This window comes from Pseudomonas sp. B21-019 (genome assembly GCF_024749225.1).
GTDB lineage: Bacteria > Pseudomonadota > Gammaproteobacteria > Pseudomonadales > Pseudomonadaceae > Aquipseudomonas.
Genome location: NZ_CP087193.1, coordinates 698,624 through 723,787, shown reverse-complemented (window position 1 = coordinate 723,787; position 25,164 = coordinate 698,624). Strand labels below are relative to the sequence as shown.

The following is a 25,164-nucleotide window of genomic DNA, read 5'->3' as shown; positions in this document are numbered from 1 at the left end:
GCAAGCCCCCTCGCCACAGGCTCGCTCCTTGGGGGCTGTGGTGTTTTCAGCGCGGTGGATAGTTAGCCAATATGCGCCCGACCGTCTGGCGTATCGTACTGCTGCGGTCCTCTGGCTTGGGTGTGCGGCTGAGGGTTTGCTCGTCGCTGCCACGCCACACCAGTTTGCCGTCCTTGCCATCGAGCAGGTCGATCTGGATGGTCGCCACCTTGTAGCTGACGTTGCGGGTTTCGTTGTACATCGGCCCGCCCCAATAACCGTTCCATGGGCCACCATAACCGCCACCATAGGAGGTGGTCACTTGTTGCTGGCGATCTTCAACGATCAGGTAGGTCTGCACCTTAAGGTCTGCCTTGGCGCCGGCGGCGGCCGGACGCAAGCCACGCTGATCCAGTTGATCGGCAACGGCCTGGCGGATGCGTCGCTCGGTCAGGTCACTCTTGATCCTTGGGTCGTCGGGACGGTATTGCACGGCGGGCTCTTTCCAGCTCCAACTGCGATAGGCGGCAAAGTCGCGGCTGGCATCGAAGTCATGATTGACCTCGTTGGCGGCGCAGGCAGTGAGCAGCGCGGCGATAGCCAGTAAAACGAGACGGCGGAACATGATTTTTCTCCGATTGAAGACATGCACCTGCGGGGCGCTTCCTGAACAGGAAGCTAACTAGGAGGATACGCCGACATGGCCTTTTCGACAGCTTCGCGCAGGGCATCGGCACGCTCGCTCTGGTTGCCCTGACTGCTGGTTTCGGCACTGGCACTCCACACCGGTTGACCGGTGCTTGCGTCGAACAGATCGACCCGCACCACCACAACCTGTACCTGATAAGTACGGACGACCGGCACGCTGTTGTACATGCCGTAACCCGTGCCATAGCGGTTGTAACCACCGCCGTAATACCCGCCGCCATAGCCGCCACCGTAACCAGAGCCGTCCTGCACCTGGCGCAAGCGGGTTTCCAGATGCAGGTCGGCGCTGACCAACAGGTCCGCCGGGCGGTTGTCGTGCAGTGGGCGCAAGCCGCGCTGGTCAAGGGCATTGCTGACGACTTCGGCCACCTGCTCCGAATCGGCCCAGGCCGTGCCCGCAGGCAGGCTCCCGTTGAGCCAGGCCCAGCTGCGGTAGCGACCGTAATCCCGTGGCGCCGCCGGGTAGGCGCTGCGGTCGAAAGTGCCGGCGGCCTGGGGCGGTGCCGGTGGCAAGGGATTGGACGTCGCGATGTAAGGGTTGCTGCCCTGACAGGCCGCCAACCCCAGACAGATCACCAGTAAACCTGAACGACTATTCATTGCGCACTCCGGTCAGATCGGCCGACAGATCCAGTGCAAGTAGCGCCCAAGCCCGGCGAAGCTTGGGTGACGGCGGTGAGCCAGTTCCATTTCCAGCAAGTCGAGCAGTTCGGCGCGGGCCTGGAATTCCACCGGCATGTAGTCATGAAAAACCCGCACTCCACTCTGGGTTTCGACCCGCCACAGACCCTCAAGTTGCGCTGCCAGATCCCGTGGATCAAGCGGCTGTTGCGGCGTCAGGCTCTGCTTCTCGCCAGCCATGTCGTTCTTGCGCATCTTGCGGAAATGGCCCTTGAGCAGGTTGCGGTAGATCAGCGCGTCGCGGTTATAGAACGCCAGGGACAACCAGCCGTCCGGCTTCGTCAACTGATGCAGCACCGGCAAAATCGCATGGGGTTCGGCCAGCCATTCCAGCACGGCGTGGCACAGCACCAGGTCATAGGGTTCGGTGAGTTGACCGAGCAACTCCTGCCACGGCGCTTGAATGAACGTCGCCGTCTGCCCGGCTTCGGCGAAACGCTGGCGAGCGCCTTCAAGCATCGGCTCGGCGGGTTCGGCCAGGGTCACCTGATGACCGCGCTGGGCCAGCCACAACGACATGTGGCCCAGGCCGGCGCCGATGTCCAGTACGCGCAACGGGCGGTCCGGCAGGGTTTCGGCCAGGTCGGCCTGCAGCACCGCGAGGCGGATCGCCCCTTTTGCGCCACCGTAGATTTTTTCAGCGAAGCGGGTCGCCAACTGATCGAAATGACGGTCGCTCATCAGCTGAACCGCCGTTCGCTGTCCGCGAGCTTGTTACGTACCACTTCATTCATGTCCAGCCCCAACTCGCTGCACAGCAGCAGTAAATACAGCACGATGTCGCCGATTTCCTGCCCGGCATGGGCCAGTTTGTCCGCCGGCAACTGGCGCGACTGGTCTTCGGTCAGCCACTGGAAGATTTCCACCAGCTCGGACATTTCCACGCTCGCGGCCATGGCCAGGTTTTTCGGGCTGTGAAATTGCCGCCAGTCATTGCGGTCACGAATGGCGTGCAGGCGTTCGGTCAGTTCAACAAGGTTCATCGGGCTCTCCTGAAGGCGTATAGCTTCAGGGGGATGACGGGTGAAGGCAAGTGGCAGCGTTGTGTCTGCGTACTTGCGCCATACTCAAAAAAATCGCAGCCTTCGGCAGCTTCCACGGGAACCCCGGAGCACGATCAATAGCCCAAGGCTCGGATCCGGCAACCACGCCACCACTCCATCAGGACGTACACATGCAGGTAGACAGCTTTTTCGAATGGCTCGGCCAGGCAATCGGTTCGGTCATCCGTTTTATCATCGACACCCTCAGTGGCCTGTTCAACCTGTTGAGCAACGCCGGCAGCAATTTTGTCGAAGGGCTGGCCCAGGCATTGGGCATGGAAACCTCGATCATCAGCATCATCACCTTGATCCTCGGGCTGATGCTGCTGTGGTCGGCGATCCGCGCCTTCATGAACGCGTCGATCATCATGGGGATTATCTGGTTGCTGCTGGGGTTGTGGTTGCTGAGCTGGATCATTCACTAAGGCTGCCCCACAGGCTCGCTCCCACAATGGATCGATGCGAATTCCGAGTTCGTCGCTACAATGCAGGCGCCCCCAAGGAGCCTGCATGTCCAACCTGATTGCCGACTGGCGCGACCGTCCGACCCATCGCCGCGTCTGGGCGCTCGCCGCCCCGATGATTCTCTCGAACATTTCCGTACCGCTGGTGGCGCTGGTCGACAGTACCGTCATCGGTCACCTGCCCTATGCTCATCAGCTCGGCGCCGTCGCGGTGGGCGCCAGTCTGTATACCTTTCTTGCCTGGGCCATGGGCTTTCTGCGCATGGGCTCCACCGGATTTGCCGCCCAGGCGGCCGGGCGTGGGGATGGCGCTGCGTTGCGGCAGATTTTGCTGCAAGGTCTGTTGTTGGCCATGGGCCTGGCCATTCTGTTGGGAGCGTTGGGCGTGCCGTTGAGCGGGGTCGCGTTGCACTTCATGCAACCGTCGGCGGAGCTGGATCAACTGACCCGCGAGTTTTTCCACACACGGCTGTTCGGGCTGCCGGCGGCGCTGGCCAGTTATGCGCTGGTCGGCTGGTTTCTCGGCACCCAGAATGCCCGGGCTCCGCTGGCGATTCTGCTGAGCACCAACTTGGTCAACATCGCACTCAACCTGTGGTTTGTGCTTGGCCTGGAGTGGGGAGTGGTCGGCGCGGCACGGGCCTCGGTGATCGCCGAGTGGACCGGCGCGTTGATCGGCCTGTTCATGACCCGCAAAGCCCTGCGCGCTTATCCCGGCCATATTGCCTGGGCCGCGCTGGCGTTGTGGCAGAGCTGGCGCCCATTGTTGGCGGTCAACCGCGACATTTTCATCCGCAGCCTGGCGTTGCAGTCGGTGTTCTTCCTGATCACCGTGCAGGGTGCACGACTGGGAGATGCCACGGTCGCCGCCAATGCGCTGCTGCTCAACGGCCTGCTACTGACCGCCCACGCACTGGACGGTCTGGCCCACGCCGTGGAAGCCCTGTGCGGACACGCCATCGGCGCTCGCGACCGCGATGCCCTGCGCCGCTCACTGGTGGTGGCGTGCGGTTGGTCGCTGCTGGCAAGCCTGGGGTTTGCCCTGCTGTTTCTGTTCGCCGGGCACCTGTTCATCCAGATGCAGACCAACATTCAGAGCGTGCGCGACACCGCCTTCATCTATCTGCCGTACCTCGCCGCGCTGCCGCTGATTGCGGTCTGGAGTTACCTGCTCGACGGCCTGTTCATCGGCGCCACCCGTGCCCGGGAAATGCGCAACGGCATGCTGTTGACCGTGATCCTGCTGCTGCCCTTCGCCTGGATGCTGCAAGGCTTGGGCAACCATGGACTGTGGATAACCTTCCTGTTGTTCATGGTGCTGCGCAGCCTGACCCTTGGCACATTCGCCTGGTACTTGCGCAAGAACGACGGCTGGTTAAAAGGATGACGAGCGACATACCTTCAACCCGTTCAGGGTTGATCGTTCTGCCACAGGTTGCGCAGGCTATCGAGACGCTCCTGCTGGGTGGTTCCCGATAACGGTTGCCCCGGCACGGCGTCAGGGTGCTGCAAGCGCAGCCATAACCAGCCATCGAGCACCGGGCGCTCACTGAAACCCAGCGCCAGCCCTTCCTGCAGGTGAGCCCACAAGCTGTTGTAGTCGGTGCCGGTGGATCGGCTCCAGCGCCAGGCATGCTGCTCCAGCAGGCAGGTCTGCAAGCTGTCTCGCTGACGCGAGCTGAGGTTTTCTTCGATGGCCAGCGGCCTGACGGCAAGCCGTGGATTGAACAACTGTTGCCAGCCCAGACAGCCAATGGCCCGATCGGCCCAAGTGCCGCCGAACCAGCGTAGCTGATCGATCGGACCGAGCCAGCGACTCAGCTCCTGCGCATCGCAGGCATCGAAAAAGTAACTCGCCGTTTGAGGGTTGTAGTAACACAACAAGGCCCGGTGATGCAGGCTGAAGGTGACGGTGAGCATGTGGCGCAAATGCTCCAGCAGTTGTGATGAAGAGGCTTCACTGACCAGCAGCAACCCGCCCCATGTGTGCGGCTCACTTGAGTACAGCTCGGCGAGTGCCGGGCATTCGCGAAGGTCGACCAACACTGGCCCGTGCTCACGCAACGGATGAAACTCGGTGCCTTCGAACAGCCAGAACCATCGGACATGAGCAAACTGTTGCCGCAACATCGCACCGGCCCGAGGCACGCCCGGCACATCGAGCAACAGCCATTGCGGGGTCGAGTCGGGCGCCTGAACGGCAATCATGCCGCACCGCTCTGGCCAAGCTGCGTCGCTGCCCGGCAAGTGCATAAGGATTGCGCGCAATGACTGAAACTGCCCCCACCTGGCAGCAAACACAGGAGTACCAAGGGTTCGCTGGATTGCAGCAAGCCCAATAAACCATCAACCGCGCGGCTGGTTTCAGTGGTCGAGGCGGATAGCAGCTCGGCCATGCCCGGCTCTGCGCTGGACGGTGCTCCGGGAAGAAATCCGCTGATCAAGGGTTGATCAGGATCACCTTCGATAAAGCTCACCAGCACTTGCGTGCCCTCACTCAAGGGCATGACACCCGCGCTTTCCAGCTCGCCAGACAACGGCAACCAACAGTGGCTGGGGGCTGCGCCTTCGCCCTGATATAGCCAGTCAAACTGCACGGCGACCGATCTGCTGGGATCGGGGCGAGATTCACCGACGTCGACTACCCATCCCCTTTGCAGGCTGTGCATCCTGGGTTTCACAACGGGATGAGCCGCGATGAAAGGCACCTCCTGCGCAACGACGCGCAGCTGGTTGCGATACAAAAAATCTGGCTGTTGTCCTCCCTGATGCTCGACATGGGTCACTAGCCAGAGACGATTCCAGTCCGCATACGGATGACCTGACAACGGCATCAGTTGACCGCTGCGCAGCGTTGGCAGGTTCGTCTGCCCCTCGGCAATCTGCCCGCAGCCATGAAGCTTGAACTGATGCACTCCCGGTCGTTCGCTCACATCCTCGAAGCCCCTCTCTTCACCACGGCGAAACTGCCCCGGACCGTCGCCCAAGACCAGACAATGCCCACGCGCACGGTGCTCGAAGTAGTAATGAAGCCGCTCCTGGGCGCATAGACGCTGGAGAAACTGCAGGTCCGATTCCCGATACTGCGTGCAGAAATCACGGGGCGGATAATCGCCGCTCAGGTCGAAACGACGATCCTTGCCGGCAATGCCGTGCTCCTTGAGAACCTGGGCGAGAATGTCCGGCACCGAGCGATCGCTGAAAATTCGCTGATTGAAGCGCTGGGCCAGGCAAGCAAGCCTGGGGCCCAGACGTACACGACAAAGCCTGGGCTCATCGCCATGACCAGATTGAACGAGGCCAAGCAACTGCCCGTGAATGCCCTCCCCCTGCGGCCCGAAGTGCAAAAAGGCCGAGCGGTACAGCAGGCTTGCAAGGTCCAGCGTCGGGTCATCGTTCAGCAGATCCACGTCGAACGCAAAAGGCTCGCTGATCGCTTCACTACCGGTAAAGGCCAAGACCTCAAAGGGGTCGGCAAGACCCGCTATATCCAGACGAAATGACGGTTCGTTGACTGGATCGAACATCGGCGATTCTCTACAGGAGGGGCGGCCGGGGATTCTCGCTGAGAGACATGGCCGAGTAGAGTGCCGAAGTACAACTTAGGAAATGACCTACGTGAAAAGAAGACCACATCGCTTGGATTGCTAGGTATGTGGGTCATTTCGCGTGAAAAAAGAGAAGCCCCGCACCAGGTCATCTGAAATTTCCGCAACCTACGGAGAAATTTCAGACAACCTGATGGGCGCGGAGCCTTACCTCAAGAAGACAGGTAAGACGAACGGGTCAGGCCCAGACGCAAGGCATCGAGGAACTGGGTGCGCTCGCTGGCGCTGATGCGGGCACTGGCGCACTTGTCGCGGTAGTGGGTCATCAGCTCTTCCGGCGACAAGTGCACGTAACGCAGCATGTCTTCGATGGTGTCGTGGGTTTCGATACCGGCGTGGTAAACGCTGCCGTCAGCATTCTGATAGATGTTCACCGAGTCGGTGTCACCGAACAGGTTGTGCATGTCGCCAAGAATTTCCTGGTAGGCACCCACCAGGAAGATCCCCAGCAGATAGTCTTCACCGTCATTCAGACCGTGCACCGGCAGGCTGGTCTCGATGCTCTGCTCGTCGACGTACTGCTTGATCTTGCCGTCGGAGTCGCAGGTCAGGTCTTGCAGCACCGCACGGCGCAGCGGCTCTTCGTCGAGACGGTGCAGCGGCAGGATCGGCAGGACCTGGCCGATGGCCCAGGTGTCCGGCAGGCTCTGGAATACCGAGAAATTGCAGATGTACTTGTCGGCCAGTTTGTCGTTGAGTTCGTCGAGCACCTGACGGTGGGAACGCTGACGGGCCTTCAACGAGTTGTGCAGGCGGCGGCAAACGGCAAAGTAGCACTGCTCGGCCAGGGCTTTTTGCGCCAGGGTCAGCTTGCCATCGGCGTATTGGGTGGCCACATCGCTCATGTAGTGCGTGGCGCGCCAGTAGGTCTCGGTGACCATTTCGATGTCGGTCGGGCCGAGCAGGTCAACCAGCCACTGCACGGTTTCCGGCAGTTCTTCCTTGTTGTCGATCTTCGGCACGTCGTCGTTGTGTTTCTCGACGTCGGTCACCTGCACCACCAGCATCGCGTGATGGGCGGTCAGAGAGCGGCCACTTTCAGAGAAGATGTTCGGGTGCGGCAGGCTCTGCGCGTCGCAGAATTCCTTGAGCATCCCGACCACGACACCGGCGTAATCGTCCATGTCGTAGTTGATCGAACTGGCGTTACGCGAGTGAGTACCGTCGTAGTCCACGCCCAGACCGCCGCCGACGTCGATGTGATCGACCGGCAGGCCAAGGTTGCGCAGTTCGCCGTAGTAACGAATCGCTTCCTTGAAGCCATGCTGGTAGTCCGCCAGGTTGGCGATCTGCGAACCCATGTGGAAGTGCAGCAGGCGAATGCCCTGGTCCAGGCCAGCGGCACGGAAACGCTCGACCACCGACAGCAGCTGCGCCGCCGACAGGCCGAACTTGGATTTTTCGCCACCGGTGTCTGCCCACTTGCTCGACGCCAGGGACGACAGACGCACACGCAGGCCGACCTGAGGCTTGACCTTGAGCGACGCCGCTTCTTCGATCACCAGACCGACTTCGGATTCTTTCTCGATCACGATGAACACGTTGTGGCCCAGCTTCTGGCCCATCAGCGCCAGACGGATGAACTCACGGTCCTTGTAACCGTTGCAGACGATGGTGCCACCCTTCGGCGCCAGCGCCAGTACCGCCAGCAGCTCAGGCTTGGAGCCGGCTTCCAGACCGATCGATACGTTCTGGGTGGCGATGATGTTCTCGATCACCGCTTCCTGCTGGTTGACCTTGATCGGGTACAGCGCGGTGTACTTGCTCTGGTATTCCAGGCGCTCGATGTTGGCGTCGAACGCACCGGTCAGCTGACGCACGCGGTCTTGCAGAATGTCTGGGAAACGCACCAGCAACGGCAAGGACAAACCGCTTTTGCGCAGTTGGTCGACTTGCTCGAACAGGTCGATAGGCGAACTGGTCGGGCCGTTCGGACGAACTTCGACGCGACCGGCGTCATTGATCGCGAAATACCCGGCCCCCCAATGGCGAATCCCGTAAACACTGCGGCTGTCCGCAACTGTCCATTGGCTGCCATCGTCTTTGCGTGTGCGTCTTACGGACATCGAAGTCCCCTATAAAGAAGTCATAGAGCGTCGCCTTGAGTTCAGGCCGGCGCAGTCTAAAGAATGAAAATGACGTTTCGTCAACGAGGGGGTAGACCTCGCTGACCGCAGTGAGTTTAGAAACCGGTCATGAACAGGCTCTGTGAAAACCATGGAGACGACGCCAGACCAGAATGCAATCAGGACTGGATCAAGCCGCAGGTGGTTTTCACAGAGGCTGCTAGCCGCCGGACTTCTTCGCTTTGAAACCGTGCTTGATCAGCTCAGCCAAGAGTAGCTCGACATGATCGCCCTGGATTTCGATGATCCCGTCTTTCAACGCCCCACCGGTCCCACAACGTTTCTTCAACGTAGTGGCCAGTTCCTTGAGCGCGTCTTCGGCCAACGGCACGCCGGTGATGGTCGTCACCGTCTTGCCGCCACGGCCCTTGCTTTCGCGACGCACGCGAGCGATGCCGTCGCCGGCCGGGATAACGGTTTGTTTGCAGATGCAGGCATCCACCGGTTTACTGCATTCCGGGCAATGACGACCTGCGTCGGTGGAAAATACCAGGCCACCAAGGGCGGCGAAGGATGCGGCTTTTTTGGCCACCGGCAATCCTCTTGGGAGGACAAAGACTGATCGCAACCTTGGGCAAGGTTATCGACCGCGAAGCCCCACTCAGGCAGGGGCAGCGCTACTGAAACGGTTACAACACTGTGTATGCGCGTAGGAGCTGACGAATGAAACGAGGCTGCGATCCTTTGATTTTGCTTCAAAAGCCAGATCAAAAGATCGCAGCCTCGTTGCACTCGACAGCTCCTACAAAAAGCAATGCCGGTTCAGTTTGAAAAGGTCGCGCAGTGTAACGGCAAAAAGCCGACTTGCTAAGAGCCAATCGGCGCCAATTTACAGCTCTTTTGCGACGTCATCCCCTTGTGCGCGAAGATAGCGCTTCAGAGCTGCCAAAGAGTCCGGGCAGTACGGCTTTTGCTGGATTTCCAGCAGGACCTGATCGATCGGGATAAAGCGCGCTTCCAGCACCTCTTCCGGTTGCAGGATCAATGGGCCGTCCCACACCGCCGAAAACGCCGAACACCAGAGCCGGTTGCCGGTGTCCTCGAAAAAAAAGTGATCGTGGGCGGTCAGTTCCACACCGCTCACCCCCAGCTCTTCTTCCAGCTCACGGGCCGCCGATTCGGCGTAGGTCTCGGTGGCCAGCACCATGCCGCCGGCCGCCACGTCCCAATAACCGGGATAAATCGCTTTGCTCAGGGTGCGCCGGTGAACGCACAGCTCACCGGCAGAATTGAACAGCATGATGTAGGTGCCGCGCCCGATCAGCCCGCGCTCGCGCAAGTCGGAGCGCACCAGAGCGCCGAGCAGGTTGTCCTGCTCGTCGACCCAGGCGATCTGTTCGGCATCGGAGGCCGCGCGGTGGGCGGCCTCTTTAGCGCTATCTACCATGACTCAGCCCTGATTGAGCAGTTGACGCAAGTCGATCACCGCGGCGTTGGCCCGGGAGATGTAATTGGCCATGACCAGCGAGTGGTTGGCCAGCACACCGAAGCCGCTGCCGTTGAGGATCATCGGACTCCAGACCGGCTCTTGCGAAGCCTCCAGCTCACGGATGATCTGGCGCACGCTGACCGTAGCGTTTTTCTTCGCCAGCACATCGGCGAAGTCGACTTCGATGGCGCGCAGCAGATGGGACAATGCCCAGGCCTGACCACGGGCTTCGTAGAACACGTTATCGATCTGCATCCACGGGGTTTCAACGACTTCTTCGTCAACCTGCGGCACCTGACCGAGCGCCGGGACTTCGGTTTTCAGCGCAGTGTTGAGCTTGACCCGGCCAACGCTGGCCGACAGCCGTTGCGACAGCGAGCCCAGACGAGTCCCTACATCACCCAGCCAGTTGTTCAGGTTGTCGGCGCGGGCGTAGAACAGCGCGCTCTTCTGGTCAGGACCCGACAGGCGTGCCTGATAGCGGCTCAGGGAGTTGATGCCTTCCTGATACTCGGACTCACTGGATGGCAGCACCCAGCTCTTGTTGTCGAAGTTGAAGCGCGGCTCGGCCTTGGCCAGGTCGGCGTCTTCGGCGGACTGCGACTGGGAACGGGCGAAGTCTTTACGCAGCGCACGGCTCAGGTCGCGGACCTGGACCAGCACGCCATATTCCCAGCTCGGCATGTTGTCCATCCACAGGCCCGGCGGGAAACGGTCGTTGGAAATATAGCCACCCGGTTTGGTCAGCAAGGTACCGGCGACAGTCTTGAGGGTTTCCACCGTGGTGTACCCGACCACCATCTGCTTGCCTTCTTTCTCGGCTGCCACCTGGGCATTTTGCTGAACCGGGAACAGCGCGGGCTCCTGGCTCCAGTACCAGCCCAGCGCGATAGCCACCAACAGGTAAAGGCAAATCAGAGTGGCCAGCGCCCGACTGAACAACAGGCCACCAAAATAACTGCGGGTGGCCGATTTCGGTTCAGCGGCACGCTCAGGCGCGCTGCCCGTGCGGTTCTTCCAGTCCAGCATGGCGATATCCTTTCAATCACTTGAGTTCATCGGTTCGACTACAACCCTACGCCATCGTGCCTTATTTGCCGCGCATTAAATCCTGCGGGACACAGCGAGCCATACAATGACTGCAATCGAAGCCGTCACTATAAATGAAGCACAGCGTTGAGCCTATGCGACCAGTCGGTCGGGAACTGAATGATGTCGCTTTGCAGATTATTGACGCAGGACACTCATGCAATTGAAAAGAGGTGCTAGCATAGAGCCACCAGTCGATCTCAGCATGCACCCTAACTAGTAGTCAGGATATGACCGAGCCAGAAGACCCCAGCCGTGAGCGCCTCAAGCACCACTTTGCCCAGCGGGTAATTCATCAGGCACGTCAGATTCTTGAGATATGGCAACGCCTGCAACGCAACGAATGGTCCATCGCCGACTTGTCGGAGCTGAGCGAGGCCAATCTGCGCCTGCTGCGCTTTGCCGAACGTTTCGAACAACCGGAACACACCCTGCTGGCCCGTCATATCGGCCAGTCGCTGGAGGCCGTCGACGCCAATCGCGGACGCCTGAGCAGCGGATTGATCACTGACCTCAACCGCCTGATGCAGCGCTTGTCCCGCACCGGCCTGCGCCATGGCGATCAGCTCGAACACACCTTTCTGCCACCGCTGCGCAAGCCGATCTACGTGATGCTGCAGGATCACGACCGGGCCGAACGGCTGGCCAAGCAACTTGAGTTCTTCGGGCTCAGCGCCCAATCCCTGGGCAGTGTCGCCGCGTTCCGCGCCTCGATGGTCGAGCGGTTACCGGCGGCGATTGTCATGGACGTCGACTTCAGCGGTGCCGGCATCGGCCTGAAACTGGCGGCCGAAGCCCAGCAAGGCCTGGAGCAGCCCTTGCCGTTGCTGTTTTTCAGCTTGCACGAAACCGACACCCCGACTCGCCTCGCTGCCGTGCGCGCCGGCGGCCAGGAGTTTCTCACCGGTACCCTCGAAGCCTCGAGCCTGCTGGAAAAGATCGAAGTGCTGACCTGCGTCGCCCAGTACGAACCTTATAAAGTGCTGATCATCGACGACTCCCGCGCACAGGCCTTGCACACCGAACGCCTGCTCAACAGCGCCGGGATCGTCACACGGACCTTGATCGAACCGATCCAGGCCATGGCCGAACTGGCGGATTTCCAGCCTGACCTGATCATCCTCGACATGTACATGCCGGCCTGCACCGGTACGGAACTGGCCAAGGTAATCCGCCATAACGACCGCTATGTCAGCGTGCCGATCATTTATCTGTCGGCCGAAGACGATCTGGACAAGCAGCTCGACGCCATGAGTGAGGGCGGCGACGACTTCCTGACCAAACCGATCAAGCCGCGACACCTGATCACCACCGTGCGCAACCGCGCGGCGCGGGCGCGCAATCTGAAAGCGCGGATGGTGCGCGACAGCCTGACCGGTTTGTACAACCACACCCATATTCTGCAGCTGCTCGAAGACTGTTCATTCCGTGCCCGTCGCGAAAACAAGCCGCTGAGCTTTGCGATGCTCGACATCGACCACTTCAAACGGGTCAACGACAGCCACGGCCATCCCATGGGCGACCGGGTGATCAAGAGCCTGGCGCTGTTCCTCAAGCAACGGTTGCGCAAGACCGACTTCATCGGCCGTTACGGCGGTGAAGAGTTCGCCATTGTCATGCCAGACACCGATATTGAATCGGCCTACAAGGTGCTCGATGAAATCCGTCAGCGCTTTGCCGAAATTCACTACCCCGCGCAACCCCTGGACCTCTGGTGCACCTTCAGTGCCGGCGTCGTCGAACTGCACGAAGGCTCCGACAGCCTGATGATGGCCACACAGGCAGACGAGGCGCTGTACCGCGCCAAGGACGCCGGACGCAACCGCGTGCAAGCCGCGCGGGAGTCAAAGCAAAGTGCCACTTTTTCATCGGAATCGACCGACTCGGTCATAACGCTGTAACAGAAACGCAATAACTTCAGGTACTTACCATTCTGCCATTGGTAGTCCGCAATGCGCCTGAAGCTGTTGACCAATCTCAATACTCTCCTTCTGGTCGCCGTTTGCGTGGCCCTCGGCGCTACCCTCTGGTGGTCGCAAAAAGCCCTGGAACGCCCCTATCTGTTGATGGAGCGTTACTTGGGCCTGTCTCAGCAGTTTCAAAATGAAGTGGCGCGCAACGTCGAGGATTACCTGGCCAGCGGCGATGCCCTGCGCCTGAGCAGCGCCAGCCAGGCCATCGACAGCCTGCAAAAAGAGCTCGGCGAATTACCTCCGAGCCTGGCCGACACCTTGCGCCCCAGCCTGTCGAACCTGGAAGAGTTCAGCAAGACTGACTTGCTGGCTGCCGGCAAACTCGCCGGTGATCCACAAGCCCTGCTGCTGCAAGCTGAACGCGAGCTCGGCGCCAGCCTCGATCAGCTCAGTCAATACGCCAATGGCAACGCGGCGTACCTGACGCCTTTGCTCTCCGCTTCCCAGCATCTGGGCAAGTTGTCTCTGGCCCGGGACAAACTGGTCAGCAGCGGGCGCAGCGAACTGGCCGCCGATGTCGAGCGCGAAGTCGCCAACATCCGCATTCAGGCTGAACAATTGAACACCTTGCCGCTACTGGGGGTGACCGCCAGCAGTGAATCGAACACCGATGATTTCGCCGCCATGATGGGCCTGGAGAACGGCGAAAAAACCGTCGCCGAAGATGCCGGCGTCAGCCTCAAGCGTGAACTCAACAGCCTGCTCACCCGCTACCCGGCTGAACTGGCGCGCACGCGCGAACAGATCCAGAAACGCGCCGACCTCAGCGCCGCGACTCACTTGAAAATCACCGCCGTGCAACAGGCCACCGCCGGGCTGGAACCAGTAGTGCGCGCCCAGCACGGGCAAATCCAGGGCGAAGTGCGGCTGATGCAGGGCGTGATGATCGGGCTGATCCTGCTGATCGCATTGCTCATCGATACCTTGCAGCGACGCCTGGCCCGAACCCTGACCAATCTAGCCCCGGCGCTTTCGATCTGGGCCGAGGGCGACTTCAGTCGCGACATTCAACTGGGTGCGACCAACCGCGAGTTGCATGACATTCAAGCCTCGCTCAATCGCTTGCGCGCCTATCTGGTCGACCTGGTGGGAACCATTCGCCTCAACGCCGAGCAGGTCGCCGGCAGCAGCCGGACGCTGGCCGAATTGAGCAATGACCTGCACAGCGGCGCCGAGCATCAGGCCGGCGACACCGCGTTGATCCGCGACTCCCTCGGCGAACTCGAGGCGACGATTCAACAAGTCGCCGGTGACGCCAGCCAGGCCGCGAACGCCAGTCGTCATGCAGGGCTGGCGGTGGAGCACGGTCAGAAAGTCATCGGCCTGAGCCTCACCGGGCTGCATGCGCTGGTGGGTGAAGTGCAAGGCAACGCGCAGATGATCGAACATCTGGCCGAAGAGTCGGCGACCATCGGCGGCGTGCTGACGGTGATTCGCTCGATTGCCGACCAGACCAACCTGCTGGCGCTGAATGCCGCCATCGAGGCGGCCCGCGCCGGGGAGATGGGCCGGGGGTTTGCGGTGGTGGCCGAAGAGGTTCGCTCACTGGCGCAACGCACCGCCGGTGCCACCGCCGAGATTCAGACGCTGATCGCCGGCCTGCAAACCGCCGCGCGGCAATCGGTCGAAGGCATGCGCGCCCAAGTCGAACACGCCGAAGCCACGGCCAACCAGGCCCAGGCCGCCGACGGTGCATTGGATAAAATCGTCGGAGCGATCCAGACCATTTCCGACACCGCCGTGCGCATCGCCGATGTCACTGCCCAGCAGAGCGGCGCCGTCAGCGAAATCCGCGATCACAGTGAGCGGATTCATCAATTGGGTGGGGATAACTTGCTGCGTATCGGCGAGGGGCGTGAGCAAGGGGAGAATTTGCTGGTGCTGGGCGGACGGTTGCATACCGCCGTTCAAGCCTTCCGCGTCTAGTTGCCCCCCTGCAGGAGCTGCCGAAGGCTGCGATCATTTGATGTTGATCCTGGCGGCAGATCGAGCGTTGAAGATCAAAGTCAAAATATCGCAGCCTTTGGCAGCGCCTACGGGAGATCGGCGTAGTCGCATACATTGCACACTCAGCTATCATGCCCGCACCTCCGATACGCGAGATTGTCATGCGCCGTTTGCTCTGCCTGCTGTTTTTAGTGCTCGCCCTCCCGGCCTCCGCCGCCGGGTTGCTGGACAGTCGCCCCAGTTCCACCCTGGGTTCGATCAACAACAGCGCCGACTTTCTGCCGGTGCGCGAAGCCTTTCAGTTGAGCCTGGTAGAAAGTACGCCACAATCGATCAAGCTGCGTTTCGTCGCCACCGAGGGTTACTACCTCTACCGCCATCGCTTCCAGTTTCGCGCAGATCCGGCCGACGTTGGCCTCGGCGCGGCTCAACTGCCCAAGGGCGAACAAAAGCACGATGAATACTTCGGCGATGTCGAGGTTTACCACGGCATTCTCGACGTAGAACTGCCACGCACCGATTCCCGCGCCTTTACGCTGGCCGTGACCTATCAAGGCTGCGCCGACAAAGGCCTGTGCTACCCGCCCGAAACCGAACGCCTGAGTATTGATGGCAGCGGTGCCACGACCACAGCCTGGGGCTGGCGCGAACTGGCGCTGTTCTTCCTCGCAGGCCTCGGGCTGACCTTCACCCCCTGCGTGCTGCCGATGCTGCCGATCCTCTCCGGGGTGGTCCTGCGCGGACAGATCGGCGGTTTACGTGGCTTCAACCTGTCGCTGGCTTATGTGCTGCCGATGGCCATCTGCTTCGCCCTGCTGGGCGCCTTGATGGGCATGTTCGGCGCACAGCTTAATCTTCAGGCGCGCTTGCAATCGGCCTGGGTGCTGGTGCCGTTCGCGCTGTTTTTCGCGGTGTTTGCCTTGGCCATGTTCGGGGTGTTCGAACTGAAACTGCCCTACGCCATCAGCAGCCGCCTGGACCGGATCGCCGGGCGTACCGAGGGTGGCTCGCTGTGGGGCGCGGCGGTGCTGGGCGTGGTGTCGAGCCTGCTGGTTTCGCCCTGCGTCTCGGCCCCCTTGGCCGGTGCGCTGCTGTACATCAGCGCCAGCGGCGATGCGCTGGGTGGCGGCTTGAAACTGTTCATGCTCGGCCTGGGCATGGGCGCGCCGCTGTTGCTGGTAGCGACTGGCGGCGCGGCCTGGTTGCCGAAAAGCGGGCCGTGGTTGATCTACGTGAAAAACGCGATTGGTGTGCTGCTGCTGGGGCTGGCGATCGGTTTGCTCAGCCGGGTATTGCCGGGCCAGATCACCTTGCTGTTGATCGGCCTGCTCGCCGGTGGCGTCGGTTTGTTCATGGGCGCGCTGGAATTCGTCTATAAACCGCCGAGAAAACGCTTGGGGCAATTGTTGGGGATGTTCCTGCTGTTTTATGCACTGGCCTGTTGGTACGGCGCGTTCAGCGGTCAGTCCGATCCGTTCAACCCCATTGGCCAGCCGCGCATCGTCGCCAGCAACGAGCAGCAACCGCAAATCGCCAGCACCTGGCAAACCATCACCACTCCAGCCGAACTGGATCGTGTCCTTGCCGAAGCCAAATCCTCTAGCGCGCCGCTGCTGCTCGACTGGTACGCCGACTGGTGCATCAGTTGCAAAGTCATCGAACACGAAGTGCTCAACGATGCCAACGTCGTCGAACGTCTCAAAGGCTATCGACTGATCCGCTTCGACATCACCGCCAGTAACACCGAACAGCGCGCCCTGCTCGACCGCTACAAGCTGTTCGGCCCTCCGGCGCTGATGTTTTTCGGCAGGGACGGCGTCGAACGCATCGATGTGCGAGTGATCGGCGAGATAAACGCCATGGACTTCGCCGAACGTGTTGCGAAAGCAAATGACCGGATTTAATCACCCGGTCACATATTTCGCGCAAACATCGGCCATCGTGCTGCCTATTGCATAGAACTGGACAGTCACAAAGGCTTTGCGGCATAGTCGCCGGGTTCTGACAATTGCACACAGATTACAAAGGAGCAGCAGATGGCGACCCTATTGGTTTTGCACGGCCCTAACCTGAACCTGCTCGGTACCCGGGAACCGGGCGTCTACGGTGCAACCACCCTGGCACAAATCAACCAGGACCTGGAACAGCGGGCGCGCAATGCCGGCCACCATTTGCTTTACCTGCAAAGCAACGCCGAGTACGAATTGATTGACCGCATCCACGCTGCTCGCGGCGAAGGTGTGGACTTCATTCTGATCAATCCAGCAGCTTTTACGCATACAAGTGTCGCGTTACGTGACGCGCTGCTGGCGGTGAGCATCCCATTCATCGAAGTGCATTTGTCTAACGTGCATAAACGCGAACCTTTCCGCCATCACTCTTACTTCTCCGATGTAGCGGTGGGAGTGATCTGCGGCCTTGGCGCCAGCGGTTATCGACTGGCCCTGGAGGCCGCACTAGAGCAGCTTGAAAGACAGGCAACGGCTTGAACAACAAGCGTTAAACGCCCCTGACCGACCCTTGGGAGTTGATGATTCATGGATATCCGTAAAGTTAAGAAACTGATCGAATTGCTGGAAGAGTCCGGCATCGACGAGCTTGAGATCAAGGAAGGCGAAGAGTCCGTACGCATCAGCCGTCACAGCAAGACGCCGGCTCAGCAGTACTACGCACCGGCTCCGATGCATGCACCGGCACCGGCACCAGTTGCTGCCGCCGCTCCGGTTGCTGCCGCTGCTCCTGCGGCTCCAGCGGCTCCAACGCTGAACGGCAATGTTGCCCGTTCGCCGATGGTCGGCACGTTCTATCGCAAATCTTCGCCGTCCTCGCCGTCCTTCGTTGAAGTTGGCCAGACCGTGAAGAAAGGCGACACCCTGTGCATCGTCGAAGCCATGAAGATGATGAACCACATCGAAGCTGAAGCCAGCGGTGTGATCGAATCCATCCTCGTCGAAGACGGCCAGCCGGTTGAGTACGACCAACCGCTGTTCACCATCGTTTGAATCGCGGAGAGCCTTTGATGACTGCGAAGTTGGAAAAAGTTCTGATCGCCAACCGCGGTGAGATCGCCCTGCGGATTCTGCGTGCCTGCAAGGAAATGGGCATCAAGACCGTCGCCGTTTACTCCAAGGCCGACAAAGAGCTGATGCACCTGGGCCTGGCAGACGAATCCGTCTGCATCGGTCCGGCCTCCGCCGCTCACTCCTACCTGCACATTCCGGCCATCATCGCCGCCGCTGAAGTGACCGGCGCAACCGCCATTCACCCAGGCTACGGTTTCCTTGCGGAAAACGCCGACTTTGCCGAACAGGTCGAGAACTCCGGTTTCGCGTTCATTGGCCCGAAAGCCGATACCATCCGCCTGATGGGCGACAAGGTATCGGCCAAGCACGCCATGATCGCCGCTGGCGTTCCAACCGTCCCGGGCTCCGACGGCCCACTGCCTGAAGACGAAGAAACCGCTCTGCGCATTGGTCGCGAAGTCGGTTACCCGGTGATCATCAAAGCCGCTGGTGGCGGTGGTGGTCGTGGCATGCGCGTGGTGCACAAAGAAGAAGACCTGATCTCCTCGGCGAAACTGACCCGCTCCGAAGCGGGCGCAGCGTTCGGCAACCCGATGGTCTATCTGGAAAAATTCCTGACCAACCCACGCCACGTGGAAGTTCAGGTACTTTCCGACGGTCAGGGCCACGCCATCCATCTGGGCGACCGCGACTGCTCGCTGCAACGTCGTCACCAGAAGGTTCTCGAAGAAGCGCCGGCACCGGGCATCGACGAGAACGCGCGCGAAGAAGTCCTCGCCCGCTGCGTCAAGGCTTGCATCGACATCGGATACCGTGGCGCCGGCACTTTCGAGTTCCTGTACGAAAACGGCCGCTTCTACTTCATCGAGATGAACACTCGTGTCCAGGTAGAGCACCCGGTATCGGAAATGGTCACCGGCATCGACATCGTCAAGGAGATGCTCAGCATCGCCGCCGGCAACAAGCTGTCGTTCACCCAGGATGACGTGGTCATCCGCGGTCACGCGCTGGAATGCCGGATCAACGCCGAAGACCCGAAAACGTTCATGCCGAGCCCAGGCACGGTCAAGCATTTCCACGCACCAGGCGGCAACGGCGTTCGCGTCGATTCGCACCTGTACAGTGGCTACGCCGTTCCGCCGAACTACGACTCGTTGATCGGCAAGCTGATCACCTACGGCGCAACCCGTGACGAAGCCATGGCGCGCATGCGCAATGCGCTGGACGAGATCGTTGTCGACGGGATCAAGACCAACATCCCGCTGCACCGTGATCTGACCCGTGACGAAGGCTTCTGCAAAGGGGGGGTGAACATTCACTACCTCGAGCACAAGCTGGCTGGCGACAAGCACTAAGCTTCAGCCGGAACATGACAAGGCCGCCTTCGGGCGGCTTTGTTGTTTCTGAAGATGCCGCCCAGAAACCTTGTGGCGAGGGAGCTTGCTCCCGCTCGGTTGCGCAGCAGCCGCAAGACCATTCATCCGAGCGGTGTCAGACAGAGCCGTATCTGCCATTTTGGGACCGCTTCGCGCTCCAGCGGGAGCAAGCTCCCTCGCCACAGAGACCGACGTCTCCGCTATTGGATGGCAACCCGGTCGTCTTCTGCCGCGCGCTCGCGTAAACTTGCGCGCTTCTCGCAGCCCGCTAGGCTGCAATCTATATTTTTCAAAGGTGCCCGCCATGCCTTGGCTGCAAGTCCGTCTCGCCATCAGCCCAGAACAAGCCGAAACCTACGAAGACGCTTTCCTTGAAGTGGGCGCCGTGTCGGTGACCTTCATGGACGCCGAAGATCAGCCGATCTTCGAGCCGGAACTCAACACCACCCCGCTGTGGTCGCACACACACCTGCTGGCCCTGTTCGAAGGCGGCACCGACGCCGCCAGCGTACTGGCCCACCTCGAGTTGCTGACCGGCAGCCCGCTGCCCGAGCATCACAGCGAAGTGATCGAAGACCAGGACTGGGAACGCAGCTGGATGGATGGCTTCCAGCCGATGCGCTTCGGCCAGCGCCTGTGGATTGTCCCGAGCTGGCACGCCGCACCCGAGCCTGACGCGGTAAACCTGCTGCTGGATCCGGGCCTGGCGTTCGGCACCGGCACTCACCCGACCACCGCGCTGTGCCTGGAATGGCTCGATGGCCAGGACCTGAAAGACTGCAACGTGCTGGATTTCGGCTGCGGCTCGGGAATTCTGGCGATTGCCGCCCTGTTGCTGGGCGCCAAACAAGCCGTCGGCACCGATATCGATGTGCAGGCCCTGGAGGCCTCCCGCGACAACGCCGGACGCAACAACATTGCCGACGAGCTGTTGCCGCTCTATCTGCCGGAAGATTTGCCGCAGGTTCAAGCCGACGTGCTGGTGGCCAACATTCTTGCCGGCCCGCTGGTGTCCCTGGCGCCGCAACTGTCCAGCCTGGTCAAGCCCGGCGGTCGCCTGGCGCTGTCGGGCATCCTCGCCGAACAGGGCGAAGAGGTCGCTGCCGCTTATGCCCGGGATTTCGATCTGGATCCGATCGCCAATCGCGACGGCTGGGTACGCATCACTGGCCGTCGGCGCTAGAATGAGCGCCTGCATAAACCGGATTGCCGCATGACCGATAGCTTCGTCACCCAGTGCCCGCATTGCCAAACCAGCTTCCGCGTCAGCCATGCTCAGTTGAGCGTGGCCCGGGGAGTGGTTCGTTGCGGCTCATGCTTGCAGGTGTTCAACGCCGCCAGGCAGTTGCTTGAGCAACGGGCCGGCAAGGAAGCGGTAAAACCGGCTGCATCGGCGCCCGTAGAACCGCCAGTGCAGCGAGCCATCAGCCAAAAGCAATGGACCGCGGCCGAAATGGACCTGGACAGCCTGGATCTGGACGAAGAACTCGCCCGGCTCGAACAGCGGGAAATCCAGCCGACGACGGAATTCGGTCGCCCCCGCGAAGACAGCCTCAGCGCTCATCGCGACAGCACCGAACACGACGAAGCCCCTTGGCCCGACAGTCTCTTCAGTGAGTCGGCCGCCGATCGCGCGCAAGCCGCCGACGCGCTGACACCAGCACCGATGGTCGAATCGACGATCGAGCCAAGCAAACACTCGCGCACCGAGCCTTCGCTGTCCATGGAGCCCGTGCCACTGGACGATGAGCCCGAGATACAGCAACTGCGCCTGCATGACCCGCTCGACGCCCCGATCCCTTTTGGCAGCCTGTCGGCGAAAACCGATGACGATGAGATCGACGATGACCTGCCCTCCGTCGAGCCCCTGCGCAAGCGACGCGAACGCAGCGAACCGGCCATGCGCGCTGAAGTGCTACAGGACCTGACCGACGATCCGTTGCAACTGGATTGGCAAAAACGCCGCTCCCCTTGGGGTCGGCGCTTTTTCTGGCTGCTGCTGATCCTGCTCGGCGCCGCCGGCCTCGTTGGCCAATACGTCGCCTACCACTTCGATGAACTGGCGCGCCAGGACCAGTATCGTCCGTGGTTCCAGCAACTGTGCCCGCACATCGGCTGCACAGTGCCGTCCAAGGTCGACATCGCGAAAGTCAAAAGCAGCAATCTGGTGGTCCGCAGCCACCCGGACTTCAACGGTGCGCTGGTGGTCGATGCCATCATCTACAACCGTGCACCCTTCTCCCAGCCGTTCCCGCTGCTGGAGCTGCGCTTTGCCGACCTCAACGGCCACCTGATCGCCAGCCGTCGCTTCAAGCCCGGCGAGTACCTCAACGGCGATCTCGAAGGCCTGGCCGAAATGCCGCCGCAAACGCCGATCCACATCGCGCTGGACATTCTCGACCCAGGCCCCAAAGCGGTGAACTACAGCCTGAGCTTCCATTCGCCCGAGTGAAACACTCAAGCGTTGCAGGCTTGACGGCGGTTTCCTGACTTTAGCCGTTCAAACCAAACCGCTGGCGATAACGAATTAGTTGTTCAGATTTTGTTCAATTCAGCCTTTATCCAGTCATCGAGAGCGGGTATCATGCCAACCCTTTTTCGAACTCTCATGATCCGGCCCCACAACAGGGAAGTCCTATGTCGGCGGTACGCATCGGTCCATATACATTGCACAACGGCTTGATCCTCGCCCCCATGGCGGGTGTCACCGACCAGCCCTTTCGTCAGCTGTGCAAACGATTGGGCGCAGGACTTGTAGTCTCGGAAATGGTCACCAGCGACATGAGCTTGTGGAACACCCGCAAATCGCGGATGCGCATGATCCACGAAGGCGATCCCGAGCCCCGCTCGGTACAGATCGCCGGCGGAGATGCGCAGATGCTGGCGGATGCGGCCCGAGCCAACGTCGAACTGGGCGCACAGATTATTGACATCAACATGGGCTGTCCGGCGAAGAAGGTCTGCAACAAGGCCGCCGGCTCTGCACTGTTGAAAGATGAAGCATTGGTGACCGAGATCCTGCAGGCCGTGGTGGCTGCGGTCGATGTGCCGGTCACCCTGAAGATTCGCACCGGCTGGGACCGGGCGAACAAGAACGGTCTGACGGTGGCGAAGATCGCCGAACAGGCAGGCATCACGGCGTTGGCCGTACATGGCCGCACGCGTGCCGACCTGTACACCGGGGAAGCTGAGTACGACACCATTGCCGCGATCAAGCAGGCGGTGTCGATTCCGGTCTTCGCCAATGGCGATATCGATTCGCCCGAGAAAGCCCGGTACGTGCTCGACGCGACCGGTGCCGATGGCCTGTTGGTGGGTCGGGCTGCCCAGGGGCAGCCATGGATTTTTCGTGAAATCGACCATTATCTGCGTACCGGTGAAAAACTCCCGGCACCGGAACTGATCGAGGTGGAATGTATTCTGCTTGAGCATCTGGCCGCGCTGCATGCCTTCTATGGCGACGTCATGGGCGTGCGCATAGCTCGCAAGCATGTGGGCTGGTATCTCGCAACCTTGCCGGGCGCCAGGGAGTTTCGCGCCCACTTCAATCGTTTGGAAGATACGGAAGCACAATGCGCCTACGTTCGGGGCTTCTTCGCCGAACGCTACAAGAGCCTGACAGGGGACGGAGAAGGGGTGGCCGCATGACGATGATGACCGAGACTTTAGTGAGTGGAACAACACCCGTGAGCGACAACGTGAATTTGAAACAGCACCTCAATACACCGAGCGAAGAAGGTCAGACCCTTCGCGGGAGTGTCGAGAAGGCGCTGCACAATTATTTCGCCCACCTTGAGGGCGCTGCCGTCACGGATGTGTACAACCTGGTGCTCTCCGAAGTCGAGGCTCCCCTGCTCGAATGCGTGATGAACTACGTCAAGGGTAACCAGACCAAGGCCAGTGAGCTGCTCGGACTGAACCGGGGCACCCTGCGCAAGAAACTCAAGCAGTACGATTTGCTGTAAGCATTCAATCAAACCAGAAAGGCGCCCGCGTAAAACCGGTCGCCTTTTTTGCTGACTCCTTTGCTTTTGATGGAAATTGAGATGACCGACCAGACTACCCGCCTGCCGATCCGCCGCGCCTTGATCAGCGTTTCCGACAAGACCGGGATCCTTGAATTCGCCAAAGAGCTCGAAGCCCTGGGCGTAGAGATCCTCTCCACCGGCGGGACGTTCAAGCTGCTGCGCGACAATGGTGTTGCCGCAGTGGAAGTCGCGGATTACACCGGTTTCGCAGAAATGATGGACGGCCGGGTGAAAACCCTGCACCCGAAAATCCACGGCGGGATCCTCGGTCGTCGCGGTATCGACGACGCCATCATGAGCGAGCACGGCATCAAGCCGATCGATCTGGTAGCGGTCAACCTGTACCCGTTCGAAGCCACCATTAACAAGCCAGGCTGCGACCTGCCGACCGCCATCGAGAACATCGACATCGGCGGCCCGACCATGGTTCGTTCGGCGGCAAAAAACCACAAAGACGTGGCCATCGTGGTGAATGCCAGCGATTACGCCAACGTACTGGAAAGCCTCAAGGCCGGCGGCCTGACCTATGCTCAGCGTTTCGACCTGATGCTCAAGGCCTTCGAACACACCGCGGCCTACGACGGCATGATCGCCAACTACATGGGCACCGTGAACCAGGCGGCTGAAACCCTCAGCACAGAAGGCCGCAGCGAATTCCCGCGCACCTTCAACAGCCAGTTCATCAAGGCTCAGGAAATGCGCTACGGCGAGAACCCGCACCAGAGCGCGGCGTTCTACGTTGAAGCCAAGCCTGCCGAAGTCGGCATCGCCACGGCGACCCAACTGCAAGGCAAAGAGCTGTCGTACAACAACGTGGCCGACACCGACGCCGCACTGGAATGCGTGAAGAGCTTCGTCAAACCGGCCTGCGTGATCGTCAAGCACGCCAACCCGTGCGGCGTGGCCGTGAGCCCGGACGCCGAAGGCGGCATCCGTCAAGCCTACGAACTGGCCTACGCCACCGACACCGAGTCGGCGTTCGGCGGCATCATCGCGTTCAACCGCGAGCTGGATGCTGAAACCGCCAAGGCCATCGTCGAGCGTCAGTTCGTCGAAGTGATCATCGCCCCATCCGTCAGCGCAGAAGCCCGCGCCATCGTGGCCGCCAAAGCCAACGTACGCCTGCTGGCCTGCGGCGAGTGGTCGGCTGACCGCGTTCCGGCCTGGGACTACAAACGCGTCAACGGCGGTTTGCTGGTACAGAGCCGCGACATCGGCATGATCGGCAGCGAAGACCTGAAAGTGGTGACCAAGCGCGCGCCAACCGAGCAGGAAATCAACGACCTGATCTTCGCCTGGAAAGTCGCCAAGTACGTCAAATCCAACGCCATCGTCTACGCCAAGAACCGTCAGACCATCGGTGTCGGCGCCGGCCAGATGAGCCGCGTGAACTCCGCGCGTATCGCCGCGATCAAGGCTGAACACGCCGGTCTGCAAGTCGCCGGTTCGGTGATGGCATCCGATGCGTTCTTCCCGTTCCGCGACGGTCTGGACAATGCGGCCAAGGTCGGCATCACTGCGGTGATCCAGCCAGGCGGCTCGATGCGTGATGCTGAAGTGATTGCTGCTGCCGACGAGGCCGGCATCGCCATGGTCTTTACAGGCATGCGCCACTTCCGTCACTGATAGACCGCTCCCCCTGTAGGAGCCTGTAAAAGCTCGTAGGAGCTCGTAGGAGCTGTCGAGTGAA

Annotated in this window: 22 protein-coding genes and 1 pseudogene; 13 read left to right on the top strand and 10 right to left on the bottom strand. The window is 60.8% G+C overall.

Going from position 1 to position 25,164, the window contains the following annotated elements; translation table 11 throughout:
- Positions 1–46: 46 nt before the first annotated feature.
- Genes LOY36_RS03140 through LOY36_RS03125 form a run of 4 tightly spaced genes read right to left on the bottom strand, consistent with a single transcriptional unit; the run spans position 47 to position 2,351 of the window.
- Positions 47–604: a DUF4136 domain-containing protein gene (locus tag LOY36_RS03140; protein WP_258672258.1), complete on the bottom strand. Its 558-nt coding sequence runs from the start codon at positions 602–604 to the stop codon at positions 47–49.
- Between the two features lie 53 nt (positions 605–657).
- Complete coding sequence (locus LOY36_RS03135) at positions 658–1,287, bottom strand: DUF4136 domain-containing protein (RefSeq protein WP_258672256.1); 630 nt, start codon at positions 1,285–1,287, stop codon at positions 658–660.
- Positions 1,288–1,299: 12 nt separating this feature from the next.
- Positions 1,300–2,049, bottom strand: a complete 750-nt coding sequence (locus tag LOY36_RS03130) for a methyltransferase domain-containing protein (protein ID WP_018928410.1) — start codon at positions 2,047–2,049, stop codon at positions 1,300–1,302.
- Complete coding sequence (locus tag LOY36_RS03125; RefSeq protein WP_007937232.1) at positions 2,049–2,351, bottom strand: MazG-like family protein; 303 nt, start codon at positions 2,349–2,351, stop codon at positions 2,049–2,051. Before LOY36_RS03125 ends, LOY36_RS03130 begins: the two co-directional genes overlap by 1 nt.
- A gap of 191 nt (positions 2,352–2,542) precedes the next feature.
- On the opposite strand from LOY36_RS03125, the gene LOY36_RS03120 reads away from it, so the two are divergent.
- Both LOY36_RS03120 and LOY36_RS03115 read left to right on the top strand, forming a co-directional pair.
- A complete protein-coding gene (locus LOY36_RS03120) occupies positions 2,543–2,836 on the top strand; it encodes a hypothetical protein (protein WP_018928411.1) in 294 nt (97 codons plus the stop codon).
- A gap of 85 nt (positions 2,837–2,921) precedes the next feature.
- Positions 2,922–4,262 carry an MATE family efflux transporter gene (locus tag LOY36_RS03115; RefSeq protein WP_258672254.1) on the top strand — a complete coding sequence of 447 codons (1,341 nt, stop codon included), beginning with the start codon at positions 2,922–2,924 and terminating at the stop codon, positions 4,260–4,262.
- Positions 4,263–4,285: 23 nt separating this feature from the next.
- Here LOY36_RS03115 and LOY36_RS03110 read toward each other — a convergent pair whose 3' ends face one another.
- The 6 genes from LOY36_RS03110 to LOY36_RS03085 form a co-directional block, all read right to left on the bottom strand.
- A complete protein-coding gene (locus LOY36_RS03110) occupies positions 4,286–5,083 on the bottom strand; it encodes a DUF4123 domain-containing protein (RefSeq protein ID WP_258672252.1) in 798 nt (265 codons plus the stop codon).
- A complete protein-coding gene (locus tag LOY36_RS03105) occupies positions 5,080–6,402 on the bottom strand; it encodes a contractile injection system protein, VgrG/Pvc8 family (protein WP_258672250.1) in 1,323 nt (440 codons plus the stop codon). The genes LOY36_RS03110 and LOY36_RS03105 overlap by 4 nt, the downstream gene beginning before the upstream one ends.
- A gap of 233 nt (positions 6,403–6,635) precedes the next feature.
- Positions 6,636–8,549: an arginine decarboxylase gene (gene speA / locus LOY36_RS03100; RefSeq protein WP_007937227.1), complete on the bottom strand. Its 1,914-nt coding sequence runs from the start codon at positions 8,547–8,549 to the stop codon at positions 6,636–6,638.
- 220 nt (positions 8,550–8,769) lie between these two features.
- Complete coding sequence (locus LOY36_RS03095) at positions 8,770–9,141, bottom strand: translation initiation factor Sui1 (RefSeq protein ID WP_007914613.1); 372 nt, start codon at positions 9,139–9,141, stop codon at positions 8,770–8,772.
- 297 nt (positions 9,142–9,438) lie between these two features.
- Positions 9,439–9,996: an NUDIX hydrolase gene (locus LOY36_RS03090; protein WP_019582277.1), complete on the bottom strand. Its 558-nt coding sequence runs from the start codon at positions 9,994–9,996 to the stop codon at positions 9,439–9,441.
- A 3-nt stretch (positions 9,997–9,999) separates the two neighbouring features.
- Positions 10,000–11,067: a DUF2333 family protein gene (locus LOY36_RS03085; protein ID WP_019582276.1), complete on the bottom strand. Its 1,068-nt coding sequence runs from the start codon at positions 11,065–11,067 to the stop codon at positions 10,000–10,002.
- Between the two features lie 290 nt (positions 11,068–11,357).
- Here LOY36_RS03085 and gcbA point away from each other — a divergent pair, with 290 nt between their 5' ends.
- From gcbA to purH, 11 genes and pseudogenes are all read left to right on the top strand, one after another.
- A complete protein-coding gene (gene gcbA, locus LOY36_RS03080; RefSeq protein ID WP_258672247.1) occupies positions 11,358–13,028 on the top strand; it encodes a diguanylate cyclase GcbA in 1,671 nt (556 codons plus the stop codon).
- A 1,491-nt stretch (positions 13,029–14,519) separates the two neighbouring features.
- Positions 14,520–15,026, top strand: a pseudogene (locus LOY36_RS29050) (methyl-accepting chemotaxis protein); the annotation flags it as partial.
- 182 nt (positions 15,027–15,208) lie between these two features.
- Positions 15,209–16,951: a protein-disulfide reductase DsbD gene (locus LOY36_RS03070; RefSeq protein WP_258672245.1), complete on the top strand. Its 1,743-nt coding sequence runs from the start codon at positions 15,209–15,211 to the stop codon at positions 16,949–16,951.
- Between the two features lie 132 nt (positions 16,952–17,083).
- Positions 17,084–17,536 carry a type II 3-dehydroquinate dehydratase gene (aroQ, locus tag LOY36_RS03065; protein WP_007937215.1) on the top strand — a complete coding sequence of 151 codons (453 nt, stop codon included), beginning with the start codon at positions 17,084–17,086 and terminating at the stop codon, positions 17,534–17,536.
- Positions 17,537–17,584: 48 nt separating this feature from the next.
- Positions 17,585–18,049: an acetyl-CoA carboxylase biotin carboxyl carrier protein gene (gene accB, locus LOY36_RS03060; protein ID WP_018928421.1), complete on the top strand. Its 465-nt coding sequence runs from the start codon at positions 17,585–17,587 to the stop codon at positions 18,047–18,049.
- Positions 18,050–18,066: 17 nt separating this feature from the next.
- A complete protein-coding gene (gene accC, locus LOY36_RS03055) occupies positions 18,067–19,425 on the top strand; it encodes an acetyl-CoA carboxylase biotin carboxylase subunit (RefSeq protein ID WP_007937211.1) in 1,359 nt (452 codons plus the stop codon).
- 325 nt (positions 19,426–19,750) lie between these two features.
- Positions 19,751–20,629, top strand: a complete 879-nt coding sequence (gene prmA, locus LOY36_RS03050; RefSeq protein ID WP_019650618.1) for a 50S ribosomal protein L11 methyltransferase — start codon at positions 19,751–19,753, stop codon at positions 20,627–20,629.
- A 30-nt stretch (positions 20,630–20,659) separates the two neighbouring features.
- Positions 20,660–21,898, top strand: a complete 1,239-nt coding sequence (locus LOY36_RS03045; protein ID WP_258672244.1) for a DUF3426 domain-containing protein — start codon at positions 20,660–20,662, stop codon at positions 21,896–21,898.
- A 185-nt stretch (positions 21,899–22,083) separates the two neighbouring features.
- The gene (dusB, locus tag LOY36_RS03040) at positions 22,084–23,094 is read left to right on the top strand and encodes a tRNA dihydrouridine synthase DusB (RefSeq protein WP_018928425.1); all 1,011 of its coding nucleotides are present in this window, start codon (positions 22,084–22,086) and stop codon (positions 23,092–23,094) included.
- Positions 23,091–23,411: a DNA-binding transcriptional regulator Fis gene (fis, locus tag LOY36_RS03035; RefSeq protein WP_007907419.1), complete on the top strand. Its 321-nt coding sequence runs from the start codon at positions 23,091–23,093 to the stop codon at positions 23,409–23,411. Before dusB ends, fis begins: the two co-directional genes overlap by 4 nt.
- An 81-nt stretch (positions 23,412–23,492) precedes the next feature.
- Positions 23,493–25,100: a bifunctional phosphoribosylaminoimidazolecarboxamide formyltransferase/IMP cyclohydrolase gene (gene purH, locus LOY36_RS03030; RefSeq protein ID WP_019650620.1), complete on the top strand. Its 1,608-nt coding sequence runs from the start codon at positions 23,493–23,495 to the stop codon at positions 25,098–25,100.
- Positions 25,101–25,164: the final 64 nt, after the last annotated feature.